We start from the raw sequence: 12,823 nt of genomic DNA on the forward strand, positions 1-12,823 counted from the left end.
CCCCGGCCCGTTGCCGCCCCGGACGAGGAGAGCGAGCGATGCACACGACGACGGACCAGGGCGCGCGGGACAAGGTGGTCGAGCTGGTGACCGGGATCCGCGTGGCGATGATGGCGACGCGCGGCGCGAGCGGAACGCTTCACGCCCGCCCCATGGCGACAGCGGAGGCTCCCTTCGACGGGGACCTGTGGTTCTTCACCGACGTGAACTCCCCCAAGGTGGAGGAGATCGCGCGCGATCCGCAGGTGCTGCTCGCCTACAGCGACGAGCGCCGCCAGCACTACGTCTCGATCAGCGGCCGGGCCGAGGTCGTGCGCGACACCGCCAAGGCCCGCGAGCTGTGGTCGGAGGGCGTGCGCGTGCGGTTTCCCAAGGGCGCCGACGATCCCGCGCTGGCGCTGGTGCGCGTCGCGGTCGACGTCGCCGAGTACTGGGACAGCCCGTCCGGCACGATGCTCATGGCCTACGGCTACGTGAAGGCCGTGGCCACCGGCAAGCGGCCGGAGGCGGGCGAGAACAAGACGGTGCGGTTCTGAGGGAGGCGGCGATGATCACCGGTCGCCAGCTTCATGCCGGACGGGTCCTCGCCGGGCTCAGCCGGCGCGACCTGGCGGGTGCCGCCGGAGTCGGTGCCGATGAACTCGCCGATCTCGAGGATTCGGCCGACGGCGTGCTGCCGGAGCGCGACCTGACCGTGCTGCGCCTGATCGAAGCACTCGGCGGGCGCGGCGTGGAACTCGGCTACGAAGGCGGGCCGCACGTGTGGCGCCGCGAGCCGAGCCGCGACGAGGGCCTGCGGCCCGAGGCGCTCAACGCCGGCAACGACGGGTGAGCGACCCCTCGTCCGCCCCTGCGGGGCACCGTCTCGGCGCCATCGGGGCTGCCCCCTCAGTACTCCCACTCCACTGCCGCGCCGACCGAGGCCGAGCCGTCGGCGCCGAGCTGGCCCTTGATGCGGAAGCGGCGGTTGACGTCGATGTCGACGGTGGCGCCGGTGTCGGCCGGCGTGGCGCCGGCCCGCACGCCGACCCGCACGTTGCGGTTGAGGTACTTGCCGGCGCCCACCGCCGGGCCTCCGGTCGATCCGGCCGAGACGTCGAGGCTGTCCGCGCCGAGCGCCTTGCGCAGCGCGCCGAAGGCGTCCGGCCCGCCGTTGCCGGAAAGCTGCGCGATGGTCTGGGCCAGCTGCAGGGCCTGGAGGCCCGTGAGGCCGCCGGCCGCCTTGTTGAACAGGATGCGCGACATGACCTCGTCCTGCGGCAGGGGCGGCTGCGAGGAGAGGACGAACTGCGGCTCAGAGGCGCGGCCCGAGACGGCGACGCGGGCCGTGACGTCGGTCACCTGCGTCTCGGCGAGGAAATCCACCGTCGGCGTCAGGTCGCCGGTGAAGGCCACCTTGCCGCGCACGAGGTTGATCCGCTGGCCGGCGAGCATGATGTCGCCGCGCCGCAGTTCGAATCCGCCGATGACGACCGGGTCGACGCTGGTGCCCGTGATGCGCAGGTCGCCCCCCAGCTCGGCCTGAAGGCCCCGCCCGCGCACGAAGATGCGGTTGCGCGCGCTCACCGTGAGGTCGAGCGTGGCCACGAACGGCTTGCCGCCGCGCCCGCGCTCGCGGGCCGCCCTCTCCTCCAGCTTGAGCCGCGCCTGGGCGGCGCGGCCGGGCTTGATGTGGCGCGTGCCAGGAAGCGGCTGCAGCTGCACCGGGAGGCGGTCCGGGATGGCGATCTCGGTGGCGATGAGGTCGATGCGGCCGGCGACGCGCGGGGACCGCATCAACGGTCCGCTCACTGTCATCGCGATGTCGGCGGTCGCCGTGATCACGTCGCTGGAGAGCAGCTGCGCGCGCTGGCCGCTGATCCGGATGTCGGCGGGCATGCCCGCGGCCGCATCGGTGGAGACGCGCCCGGTGACCCCGATCTGGCCGCCATTGCGCGTGCCTGCCGAGAGGCGCTCGATCACGACCGTGTCGCCCTGCGCCAGGAAGCGCCCGGCGATGCCGTCGAGGCGGATGCCGACAGCCGGATCGTAGAACGTGCCGCCCGACAGCGTGGCCGCGCCGCCGAGCCTGGGCGCCGCGAGCGGGCCGGCGATCTTGAGGTCCAGCGCGAGCTGCCCGGACACCTGACGGCCGCCGGAGGCGAGGAAGGCGTTGGCGATGGCGATGTCCACGGGTCCGCGCACGGACAGGTCCAGCGCGCCGTCGCGCAGGGGCACCGAGCCAGTGGCGCGCAGCGTGCCCACCTTCGGCACGGCCAGCGAGGCGTCCACCGTCGCGCGCCCTCCCCCGAGCTTCCCCTCGGCCTTGATGTCGGCGGGCTGCAGGCCCGCCTCGGCGGCAGGCTTGGCGGTGACGCGGGTCAGGCTCACGCGGTAGGAGCCGTCCGGCTTCGCCGGGTCCCCGCTCGCCACGAGGCGCCCGTCGAGCGTACCGCCGAGTCCGAGCTCGGGAACGGCCAGCACCGAGAGCGCCAGCGGCAGGGCGGTGAGGTCCGCCGCGATGTCGATGCGCTCGCCGAGCCTTCCTTTCAGCGCCAGCCGGGGTTCCGGACCGCCGACCCAGCCCTTCAGGGCCGCATTGGCCTCGACCTCCGGCTCCATCAGCGAGCCGGCAAGGCGTGCGTCGAGGGCGAGCGCTCCGCTGAGACGCGGGTCGGCCCGCTTCAGCTCCCCGATGTCGAGACGGGCCTTGAGGTCGGCCGCGCCCGTCGTCGCCGGGCCGTCGAGCGCCAGCTTCAATTGTCCGCCCGAGAGCGTCAGGCCGCTGAAGCCGACGCCGCCGGGCAGGCGCTCCACCGTGCCGGCGAGCGCGAGGCGCCCGGCGAGGATGCGGTCGAGCGGGGCCATGCCGACCGAGAGGTTGTCGACGCCGCCGTCGAGGCGGGCCGTGACGCGGTAGCGGCCGGGATCGCCGTCGACGTCGGCGGCGAGGCGGGCCTTGCCCTTCAGCGGGCGTCCCACGAGCCCCGAGAGCGCGGCGAGGTCCGGCACGCCGACGTCGGCGCGTCCGCGCAGCACGCGGGGGCCGGCGCGGCCGTTCCACAGGGCGCTCGCCGTCGCCGTCTCGAGCCGGGCGGCCGGCGTCACGAGGACGAGGTCCGGCGTCACCGTGCCGTCGGCCGTCACGGACAGGCGGTCGCCCAGCGCCCGGGCCAAGGCCGCGTCGGCCGGCTTCAGGCCCCGCCCCGTCAGCGCGAAGGAGAGCGCCCGGTCGCCGTTGGCGCCGGGCGGCGCGACGGCCAGGCGCCCGTCGATGGCGTCGATCCGCAGGCCGGGCGAGGCCAAGTCGGCGAGCGCCAGCGTGGCGTCGACGCGCGGCACGGAGAGGTCGCCAGTGACGGCGGCGTCGAGCGAAAGACGCCGCAGCGTCACGTCGCCAGAACGAGTGAGCCCGGCCTCGGTGGGCAGCGCGGACAGGTTCACGCGCAGGTCCGCCTTGCGCGCGGCGTCGAGCGTGCCCGAGGCGGCAAGACGTCCCGCCCTGGAGGTGAGGTCGAAGCGGCGGATGGCCAGCGACAGGTCGTCACCGACCAGCACGTCGCCGACGAGCGCCGTGCGGTCGGCGAAGATCGGCGCCACGGCGGGCGGCAGAAGCGGCGCAAGGCGCGCACCGAGGTCCACGGCGACGCGGCGCGCAGTTCCCTCGCGGGTGATCGTCGCCTTGCCCTGGGCGTCGACGTCGGGACCCGAGTTGAAGTCGAGTTTCGCAGCCCAGCGGTCGATGGGACCCTTCCCGTCGACGGAGAGGCGGATGGGCGGCTCGCCGGCGAGCCCGATGGTGCGCGAGAGCAGGCCGCCGGAGGGCTCGTCGAGTTGCACCGACAGGTCGAGCTGGCCGCCCTGCGGGACGTAGCCGAGCTTCGTCGCGAAGCGGCCGGGGGCGTCGAGGCGGTCGGCGCGGAAGTCGAGGGACAGGCCCTCGGCGGGCGAGCCGAGCACTGTCGAGCCGCTGGCGCCGATGCGTGCGGCGGTGCCGATCACCGGCTCGCCCAGGGCGAGCTCTCGCAGGCGGAACGACTTGACGATCACCTTCACCGGCAGTTCGGGCAAGGCCGGCGCCTCGGCCGCGCCGGCGGCGGCGGCCTCCTCGCCCTCCGGCCGGCGGGCGATGTCGAGCCGGCCGATCTCCAGCGTGTTGACCTCGAGCCTGCGCTGGAAAAGCGCCAGCCGACTCCAGTCGATCCTGGCCTCGTCGACGGAGAGCCAGACGCCGCGCCGGTCGGAGATCTTCACGTCGCGGATCGTGGCGACGGACGAGAGCGCCCCCTCCACCGCGCCGATGCTGACGCGGTTCTCCGGTGTCGACAGGGCCCAGGAGAGGAGGCCGCCGAGCGAGGTCACGTCGGTGCCCTGCGCGACGACCGGCACGGCGGCGGCGGCTGCGAGCGCCGCGCCCGCCGTCCAGCGGGTGAGGCTGCGGCGCCAGCGGGCCTTCGGCATGGTCGCGCGGCTCGTCATCAGAAGGCCTGCCCGATGCTGACATAGAGCGCCACCGGCCTGTCGCCGGGGCGCCGGTTGATCGGAGCGGCCACGTCCACGCGGATGGGGCCGATGGGGGTATAGTAGCGCAGGCCGAGGCCGACCGCCGTCTGCAACTGGTTGTCGAAGCGCGGGAAGGCCTCGTCGAAGGCCATGCCCGTGTCGACGAAGGGCACGATGCCGATCGTGTCGGTGATCTTGATGCGCGCCTCGAACGACGCCTCGGCGATGCTGCGCCCGCCGATGGGCGTGCGGTAGATGCGCGGCGACAGGCTCTGGTAGCGGTAGCCGCGGACCGAGCCGCCGCCGCCGGCATAGAAGCGGTAGTTGGCGGGGATCTCGTCGAGGTCGGGGCCGAGGATGACACCGAGGCTGGCGCGGGCGGCAAGCACGATGCGGGCGTCCTCGTCCACGGCGTAGTACGTGGAGCCGGTGGCACGCGCCACGGTCATGTTGACGGTCGAGCCCAGCGCCGCCGGATAGGGCGTGACGTTCGCGTTGAAGCGGAAGCCGCGCGTCGGGTCGAGCAGGTTGTCAGTCGTGTCGATGGTGCCCGAGATCGGGATGCCGATGAGGGTGTAGTCGATTTCGCCGAGCAGGTCGCTCGACTGGCCGCGGTCGAAGCGCACGCCGCCCTGGACCGATGTCGTGTCCGAGAAACGGTGGCGCAGCCCCGCGTCGGCGCCCGCGTGGCGGACGGTGTAGCCCACAGTGCTCGTGCGCTCGACGAGGGCGGACGCTAGCAGGTCGTTCGGCGTGCCGCCGAGCCCCGGCTTGACGAACGTTGCGGCGAAGCGCCCGCCGAGGTTGTCCCGGCTGAAGGTGCTCCCCGTGTGGCCGGTCCACGGCTGCGCGTAGAACAGCGAGGCCTCCAGCCGCAGCGTCTCGGCGGCGCCGAACAGGTTGCGGTGCACCCAGTAGGTGCGGAGTTCCGGGCCGTCGATCGTGGAGTAGTTGACCGACGCGCCGACGGCGCGCGGCTTGCGCTCCGTCAGCTCCACGAAGATCGGCAGCTGTCCTGCGGCGTCGAGCCGGTCGGCCTCCTTCACGCGCACGCCGCCGATGATGTCGACGCGCGACACCGACTTGCGGATGCCCTCCAGCGCCTCGGGCGAATAGGGGTCGCCGGGCCGAGCGTAGATGAAGCTGCGGACCGGAGCCGGATCGACCGTGGTGAGCCCTCCCGTCGCGATGGCGCCGAGGTCTGCCTTCGGCCCTGGCTCGACCGTCAGCGTGATGTCGAAAGCCTTCGCCGGGTGATCCACCACGGGCTGGCGCAGCGTGACCTTGGCGAAGGGGTGGCCGAGCGCGCGCAGCCGGTCGACGATGCTCGCCTCGGCGGCGAGGATGTCGGCGGCCCGGGCCGGCTCTGCCGGCGACATGCGGATCGCACGCGGCGGCATCACGTCCGGCGCGAACGGCCGGCCGGTGCGCGCGTCGAGTACGGCGATGGTGCGGAAGGTGAAGAGCGGGCCCGGCCGGGCTGCGATGGTCACGGGCACCGGGGCGCGGCCGCGATAGCGGTCCGCGGCGCGGATGGCGGGGGCGATGGGCGAGCCGATGACGAGGGGCGCCCCGGCGATGTCGAACCCCGCGGTGCCGTCGTAGTAGCCGAGCCCCCACAGGGCGTCGACGAGGCGCGGCAGGTCCGCTTCCGCCACGCGCACCAGCGTCTCGGCCGTATCCGGCGGGTCCTGCTTCAGGCGGGCAAGGGTGGAGGCGTCCTTCAGGCCCTGGACGACTGCCTTGTCGCCGCCCTCGACCTCGACCTTCAGCTCGAACGGAAGCGTGGTCGGCGTGGGGGCCGGCGGCGGTTCCTCGCGCAGGCCGAGGAAGACGAGCGGGTCGAACGCCAGCGCGGGCGGCGCACCGAGCGCCACCATCACGCATACGCCACACGCTACCGCGCGGACAAGACCGCGCCCCACTCCGCAGGCCATTCCCCCTCCGCCGGGATCAGCACGCCCGGGGGCGCGCACCGACGCCGGATCGAACCGGGACCATCAGGCCGCCGAGACTACCGCCGCATCTCCACGATGTCCGAGGCAAATTGACAACGATGGCGCGGAAAAGGCGGAGCGGAACCTCGACGCCCGTCAAGGTGAACCAAAGCTTGAGAAGCGGGCGGCGCCGCAGGACTTCGGCAAGGTCCGGGGCGTTCGAAGGCAGAATCGCCAGGGTCGCGGCCCGCGGTGGGGAGAGGAACCCGACTGAGCCTTCGCCTGTTGTCAGCGGATGCATCGACCCGCCACCCCCCCGCCGACCGACGGCGTTCCCCTCGCCGGCCTCCGCCGCGTGGTGCCCAGTCACGATCCCGTCGCCCCGGCCTCTCCGGGCACCGCCGTGCTCGCGGTCGCCCTCGTCGCTGCGCTGTGGGCGGGGCAGGAGATCTTCGTCCCCATCGCGCTCGCCATCCTGCTCAGCTTCGTCCTTGCGCCCGCGGTGCGCTGGCTGCAGGGCTGGCGCATGCCGAGGGCGGCGGCGGTGCCGCTCGTGGTTCTCTTCGCCTTCGCGGTCATCCTCGTGATCGGCGGCATCGTGGCACTGCAGCTGCGCGAGCTGGCTGCCAACCTGCCGCTCTACCAGACCACGATCCGCGAAAAGGCCATCACCGCGCGCGACACGGTGGCGGGGACCGGGGCGCTCGGACGGGCCGCCGAGATGCTGGAGAACCTCGGCCGCGAACTGAAGCAGCCGGCCTCCGAGCCGGGTCCGGCGGCGACGCCCGCGGCCCCGCCCGCCGCCGCCCCCGCGCCGCCGGCCGCCTCTTCTCCGCCCCCGTCGCCTCCGGCCGACATCCCGCCGGCCAAGCCCCTGCCGGTCGAGGTTCATCCGCCGGAAGCGGGGCCCTTTCAGGCGCTCAGCGACATCGTATCGCCGATCCTGCATCCGCTGGCGACGGCAGGCCTGATCGTGATCTTCGTCGTGTTCATCCTGCTTCAGCGCGAGGACCTGAGGAACCGGCTGATCCGGCTCGCGGGCTCCCACGACATCCAGCGCACGACCGCCGCCATCGACGACGCCGCGCACCGGCTGAGCCGGCTTTACCTGGCGCAACTGGGTCTCAACGCGGCCTTCGGCTCGGTCATCGCGCTCGGGTGCTGGCTGATCGGCCTGCCCAGCCCCCTGCTGTGGGGCATCCTGGCCGCCGTGCTGCGCTTCGTGCCCTATGTGGGGGCGGTGATCGCGGCCCTGTTCCCGCTGGCGCTGGCGGTAGCGGTCGATCCCGGCTGGAGCATGGTGGGCTGGACGCTGGCGCTCTTCGCCCTCGGCGAGCCGCTCGTGGGTCACGTCATCGAGCCGCTGTTGTTCGGCCGCTCCACCGGCCTCTCGCCCGTCGCGGTCGTCATGTCGGCGGCCTTCTGGACGTGGCTGTGGGGCCCGGTGGGGCTCGTGCTGGCGACGCCGCTCACGGTGTGCCTCGTCGTGCTGGGCCGCCATGTCGAGCGGCTGCAGTTCCTCGACGTGATGTTCGGCTCCACGCCGGCCCTGTCGCCGCCCGAGGTGTTCTACCAGCGCATGCTGGCGCGCGACCCCATCGAGGCGGCGGACCAGGCCGAGGACTTCCTCGCCGAGGGGCACCCGGTCGCCGCCTACTATGACGGCGTCGCCATCCCGGGTCTCCTTCTGGCGCAGGCGGACCTCGCCCGCGGCGCGCTCGACGACACCCGCGTCGTCTGCATCCGCGAGGCTGTCGGGGACCTCGTCGCCGACCTCCACGATCCGGACCCGGACCAGGCGAAGGCCGAAGAGGATCAACCCGCACCGTCGCCACCGGCCGTGCTCTGCCTCGGCGGTCGCCATGCGATCGACGAGGCGGCCGCCGTCATGGTCGGCGACGCCCTGTCGCAGGCCGGGATTGCGGGCGTGCGTGCGGGCGGACTCGCCGCAGGGCGCCGCCCGGAGCGGCCGGGGCCGGCTGCGCTGGCGGTGGTCTGCTATCTCGACACCAGCGCGGCGGGCCATGTCCGCTACGCCATCCGGCGCCTGCGCCGCCAGCTGCCGGACGTTCCGGTGGTGCTGGTTGCCTTCGATGCCACGGAAGGCGCGGCGGAGCGGCTGCGCGAGGCCCTCGGGCTGGACGCCGTCACCGTCAGCGTCGCGGCCACCGTCGAGGCGGTGACGCGGGCCGTCGCGCCCGATCGAGCCGAGGAGGTGACGGCGGACGCCGCTCTGACGCAGGTGGAAACGCCGCCGCTGGCGATGCCCGTGTCCGCTTCGGCGGGTTGAAGCCGGCGGTCAGTCCGCCACGCCGTCGCGGCCCTCGATCGCCATCATGGTGGCGGTGAGCAGCGCGACGAGTTTCTCGCGACCCTCCACCACCGCATGGACCTCGGCCTGCGAGAGGGTCAGCGTGCGCCCAGCCTTCACGACCCGCCCGCGCGCGATCAGGCGTTCACCCGCCGCCGGGGCGACGAGGTTGATCTTGAATTCCGCCGTCAGGACGCCGCGCCCGGCGGGCATCAGGGTCAGCGCGGCGTAGCCTGCCGCGGAGTCGGCGATGGCGGACACGGCGCCGGCGTGGACGAAGCCGTGCTGCTGCGACACCGCCTCCCCCGTCGGCAGCACGATGTCGACCGCTCCGGGTTCGACCGACGCGATGCTGGCGCCGAGCGTGCGCATCAGGCCCTGGCGGGCGAAGCTGCCGAGGATGCGTTCGCGAAAGCGGGGGTCGGAGGGCACCGCGCCCGTCATGCCCGCCGTCCGGGCCCGGCCGCGAGTGGCGCGGTCAGTGCCCGCCCCCGTCGACCGGCAGGGCGTGGCCGTTGATCCAGGCCGCCTGCTCGCTGGCGAGGAACACCGCAGCGGCGGCGACGTCGGCCGCCTTGCCGCGGCGCTGCGCGTTGGCGCCGCCCTCCTGGTCCGTCGGGCCGGCCGCGTCCTCGATGGGGCCCGGCAGGATGGCGTTCACGGTGACGCCATAGGGCGCGACGTCGGCGGAGACGCGGCGGGTCACCCCGATCAGCGCGTGACGGGCGGTGTCGGTGGCAGCGTCCGCCGAGCCGTTGGACGGCGAGGCGACGAGCACGATGCGGCCGAAACCGGCGCGCTTCATGGCCGGGGCGCAGGCCTGCGCCAGCCAGAAGCCCGTCTCGACGCCGCTCGAGATGATGCTGCGCCAGCTGTCCTGGTCGAGGCTCTCCGGCACTTCCCCCTCGAGCGGGTCGGAAGTGGCGGCCGTGTGGATGAGGACGTCGATCCGTCCCTCCGTCTCGACGACGAAGCGCACGGCCTCGAGGGCGTCGTGGCGGTCCCGGACGTCGAAGCGGTGGAAGCGGGCGCCGATGCGGCTGGCGAGGTCGCCGAGCGCGGCGCCGTCACCGGTGATGTGGACCGCCGCGCCCGACATCTTCAACGCTTCGGCCACGGCGCTGCAGATTTCGGGAGAGTCGCCGGTCACGAGGGCGACCCGGCTGTCGAAGGAGAGGCGCATCGGCTGAACAGTCTGAAGCGATGATTTGAAACCCGCCCGAGGCAGGTGGAAAGCATAGCCCCGTGTCCCACGGGCGGAAAGCGAAGGTCAAGCCTGCGACGGACTGTCGCAGGAATCAAACATACCGCAGGGCGAAAGATCTCTTTCGCGGTTGCGAGAAAAACAACCGCAGCTCAGACGCGATAGACGCCGTTGCGCTTTACGAGAACGGTCGTGCCGACAGGAACGCGCTCGTAGAGGTCCGCCACGTCCTCGTTGAGGAGCCGGATGCAGCCGCTCGACACCATCTCGCCGATGCTCCACGGCTCGTTCGTGCCGTGGATGCGGAACAGGATGTCGCGCCCGTCCTGGTAGAGGTACATGGCCCGGGCACCCAGAGGGTTGTCGATGCCGGACTCCACGAAGCGCGGCAGCTCGGGCTTCAGGCGGACCATCGTCGGCGTCGGGCTCCAGTCCGGCCAGACCGACTTGCGGCCGACATAGGCCCGGCCGCGCCACGAGAACCCCTGCCGGCCGACGCCCGCTCCGTAGCGGATGGCCGTGCCGTCGCCGTTCACGAGGAAGAGCTTGCGCTGGTCGATGTCGACGACGACCGTGCCCTTCCCCTCCGGGCCGTTGTACTTGACCGTCTGGCGGTGGAATTCCGGATCGATCTTCGACTTGTCGACCAGCGGGATGTCGTGCGGTTGATCCGGCTTGGACCCGATGTACCAGGCCGCGAGGTCCGGGTCGGAGTCGAAGGCCGGCTTGGGATGGGGCACCGTGTTGCAGGCCGCGAGGGGGGCGCCGGCCATCGCGCCGAGGAGCATGCGTCGGGTCAGCATCGAATCACTGTCGTCCTGGAGTGCCGCAATTTGCGCCTCTTCTAAGGACGACGGTCTGCGCTGTCAGCCATCCGGCGAGCCCTGGCCCCTCACGCTCCGGAGAGCAGCGCACGCAACCGCAGGCGTGTTGCGGCAGTGCAACATGCATTTGAACGAAATCCCGCGGTGGAAACCGTCCCGACGGCACTGCCCCGGCGTCAATCGTGATGCGGCGGCTCAGCCGGCCCCGACGATGCCTTCGTCGATGGCGCGTCCGATGGCCTCGAGGAACGCATCCCCGTAGCGCCGCAGCTTGGCCTCGCCAACGCCGGGCACCCCGGCGAGCGCGTCGAGGTCCAGCGGCCGCAGCCGGGCCATCTCGCGCAACGTCGAGTCGTGGAATACCACGTAGGGAGGCACGCCCTGCTCGCGCGCGATCCGCAGGCGCTCGGCGCGAAGCCGCTCGAACAGCGCATCCTCGCCGGCATCGCCTCCTCCGGCGGGTTCTGCCCGGCGGGCCGACCGTGCCTTCTCGGCCCGGAACACGGGGTCGCGCCGCAGCGCGACCGGCCGATCGCCGCGCAGCACCGAACGGGCATCCTCCCCCGCCACGAGCGCGCCGTGCTCGTCGTGGTCGACGAGCACGAGGCCGGCTGCCACCAACTGGCGGATGACGGACTGCCATCCCCGCTCGTCGATATCCCGGCCGACGCCGAACGTGGGCAGCTTGTCGTGACCGGCCCGCGTCACCTTCTCGCTTTCGACCCCGCGCAGCACGTCGATGACATGGCCGGCGCCGTAGCGCTGGCCGGTGCGGACCATCGCGGAGAGCACCTTCTGGGCCGCCACCGTTCCGTCCCATGTCTCCACGGGCGTCTCGCAGGTGTCGCACCGCCCGCAGCGGCCGGGGTGGGTTTCCCCGAAATAGGCGAGCAGCGCCTGCCGCCGGCAGCCGGGCGTCTCGCACAGGCCGAGCAGTGCGTTGAGCTTGGCCCGCTCCACCCGCTTCACGTCGTCGGGCGCGTCGCGCTCGTCGATCATGCGGCGCCGCTGCACGACGTCGCCGAGGCCGTAGGCCATCCACGCCTCGGACGGCAGGCCGTCGCGGCCGGCCCGCCCCGTCTCCTGGTAGTAGGCCTCGATGCTGGACGGCAGGTCGAGATGCGCGACGAAGCGCACGTCCGGCTTGTCGATGCCCATGCCGAAGGCGATGGTCGCCACGAGCACCACGCCGTCCTCGCGCACGAACGCGTCCTGGTTGGCGTCGCGGACGGCCCGGTCGAGCCCGGCGTGGTAGGGCAGCGCCCGCCACCCCTCCTCCGCGAGCCAGGCGGCCGTGTCGTCCACCTTCCGCCGGCTGAGGCAGTAGACGATGCCGCTCTGGCCCCGATGGCGGGCGAGCAGGTCGCGCAGTTGGCGGCGGGGATGGTCGCGCGGCGCGATCGCGTAGCGGATGTTCGGCCGGTCGGCGCTCGTGGTGAACACCGCGGCGCCTTCCATCCCCAGCCGGACGAGCAGGTCGGCCCGGGTCTGGGGGTCGGCCGTTGCCGTCAGCGCGACGCGCGGGACGCCGGGAAAGCGTTTCCCCAGCACCGCCAGCCCCATGTATTCGGGACGGAAGTCGTGGCCCCACTGGCTCACGCAGTGGGCTTCGTCGATGGCGAACAGGGCGAGCGGAACGGTCGAGAGAAGGTCGAGGAACCCCTCGGAGACGAGCCTCTCCGGTGTCACGTAGAGCAGTTTCACGCGCCCTTCCCGCACGTCCATGCGGATGGAGAACGCTTCCTGCCCCGTCAGCCCCGAGTGCAGCGCCGCTGCCGCCACCCCCGCCTGCCGCAGCGCCTCGACCTGGTCGCGCATCAGCGCGATGAGCGGCGAGACGACGATGGCGGTGCCCGGCCGGCACAGCGCAGGCACCTGGTAGCACACGGATTTTCCGGCGCCCGTGGGGAAGTACACGGCCGCGTCGCCGCCCGCCGCGACGTGGCGCACCACGTCCTCCTGCCTGCCGCGGAAGGCGCGGTGGCCGAACACGGCCGTCAGCACGTGCAGCGGGTCGTCGCCGACGCTGCGGAATTCCGGTGCCGCGCTCATCCGCTCAGGCGTT

General features: G+C 72.9%; 9 protein-coding genes. 3 read left to right on the forward strand and 6 right to left on the reverse strand.

Features of this window, described 5'->3' with window-relative positions; translation table 11 throughout:
- Positions 1 to 38 precede the first annotated feature (38 nt).
- Together ACX9GQ_RS22575 and ACX9GQ_RS22580 are read left to right on the forward strand one after the other, a co-directional pair.
- Positions 39 to 536 (forward strand): pyridoxamine 5'-phosphate oxidase family protein, encoded by a 498-nt coding sequence (locus ACX9GQ_RS22575; RefSeq protein WP_459631862.1) that lies wholly within the window; start codon positions 39 to 41, stop codon positions 534 to 536.
- A gap of 11 nt (positions 537 to 547) precedes the next feature.
- Entirely contained in the window at positions 548 to 832 is a 285-nt protein-coding gene (locus tag ACX9GQ_RS22580) for a helix-turn-helix domain-containing protein (protein WP_459631863.1), read from the forward strand.
- Positions 833 to 888: 56 nt separating this feature from the next.
- Here ACX9GQ_RS22580 and ACX9GQ_RS22585 read toward each other — a convergent pair whose 3' ends face one another.
- Both ACX9GQ_RS22585 and ACX9GQ_RS22590 read right to left on the reverse strand, forming a co-directional pair.
- A complete protein-coding gene (locus ACX9GQ_RS22585) occupies positions 889 to 4,458 on the reverse strand; it encodes a translocation/assembly module TamB domain-containing protein (RefSeq protein ID WP_459631864.1) in 3,570 nt (1,189 codons plus the stop codon).
- The gene (locus ACX9GQ_RS22590) at positions 4,458 to 6,362 is read right to left on the reverse strand and encodes an autotransporter assembly complex protein TamA (protein ID WP_459631865.1); all 1,905 of its coding nucleotides are present in this window, start codon (positions 6,360 to 6,362) and stop codon (positions 4,458 to 4,460) included. Before ACX9GQ_RS22590 ends, ACX9GQ_RS22585 begins: the two co-directional genes overlap by 1 nt.
- Before the next feature lie 412 nt (positions 6,363 to 6,774).
- On the opposite strand from ACX9GQ_RS22590, the gene ACX9GQ_RS22595 reads away from it, so the two are divergent.
- Complete coding sequence (locus tag ACX9GQ_RS22595; RefSeq protein ID WP_459631866.1) at positions 6,775 to 8,709, forward strand: AI-2E family transporter; 1,935 nt, start codon at positions 6,775 to 6,777, stop codon at positions 8,707 to 8,709.
- 9 nt (positions 8,710 to 8,718) lie between these two features.
- On the opposite strand, the gene ACX9GQ_RS22600 is transcribed toward ACX9GQ_RS22595, so the two are convergent.
- From ACX9GQ_RS22600 to recQ, 4 genes are all read right to left on the reverse strand, one after another.
- A complete protein-coding gene (locus tag ACX9GQ_RS22600; RefSeq protein WP_459631867.1) occupies positions 8,719 to 9,174 on the reverse strand; it encodes a PaaI family thioesterase in 456 nt (151 codons plus the stop codon).
- A 34-nt stretch (positions 9,175 to 9,208) separates the two neighbouring features.
- Complete coding sequence (locus tag ACX9GQ_RS22605) at positions 9,209 to 9,913, reverse strand: SDR family NAD(P)-dependent oxidoreductase (protein WP_459631868.1); 705 nt, start codon at positions 9,911 to 9,913, stop codon at positions 9,209 to 9,211.
- 173 nt (positions 9,914 to 10,086) lie between these two features.
- Positions 10,087 to 10,737, reverse strand: coding sequence for a L,D-transpeptidase (locus ACX9GQ_RS22610; RefSeq protein ID WP_459631869.1), 651 nt, complete (start codon positions 10,735 to 10,737; stop codon positions 10,087 to 10,089).
- Positions 10,738 to 10,953: 216 nt separating this feature from the next.
- Positions 10,954 to 12,810: a DNA helicase RecQ gene (recQ, locus tag ACX9GQ_RS22615; RefSeq protein WP_459631870.1), complete on the reverse strand. Its 1,857-nt coding sequence runs from the start codon at positions 12,808 to 12,810 to the stop codon at positions 10,954 to 10,956.
- Between the last annotated feature and the right edge of the window lie 13 nt (positions 12,811 to 12,823).

The organism is Alsobacter sp. R-9 (assembly GCF_054612375.1).

Bases quoted from the DNA above. Each gene is read 5' to 3' on its own strand.
- ACX9GQ_RS22590 (WP_459631865.1), bottom strand. From the start codon at position 6,362: ATGGTGGCGCTCGGTGCGCCGCCCGCGCTGGCGTTCGACCCGCTCGTC.
- ACX9GQ_RS22600 (WP_459631867.1), bottom strand. From the start codon at position 9,174: ATGACGGGCGCGGTGCCCTCCGACCCCCGCTTTCGCGAACGCATCCTC.
- ACX9GQ_RS22605 (WP_459631868.1), bottom strand. From the start codon at position 9,913: ATGCGCCTCTCCTTCGACAGCCGGGTCGCCCTCGTGACCGGCGACTCT.
- recQ (WP_459631870.1), bottom strand. From the start codon at position 12,810: ATGAGCGCGGCACCGGAATTCCGCAGCGTCGGCGACGACCCGCTGCAC.
- ACX9GQ_RS22610 (WP_459631869.1), bottom strand. From the start codon at position 10,737: ATGCTGACCCGACGCATGCTCCTCGGCGCGATGGCCGGCGCCCCCCTC.
- ACX9GQ_RS22580 (WP_459631863.1), top strand. From the start codon at position 548: ATGATCACCGGTCGCCAGCTTCATGCCGGACGGGTCCTCGCCGGGCTC.
- ACX9GQ_RS22575 (WP_459631862.1), top strand. From the start codon at position 39: ATGCACACGACGACGGACCAGGGCGCGCGGGACAAGGTGGTCGAGCTG.
- ACX9GQ_RS22585 (WP_459631864.1), bottom strand. From the start codon at position 4,458: ATGACGAGCCGCGCGACCATGCCGAAGGCCCGCTGGCGCCGCAGCCTC.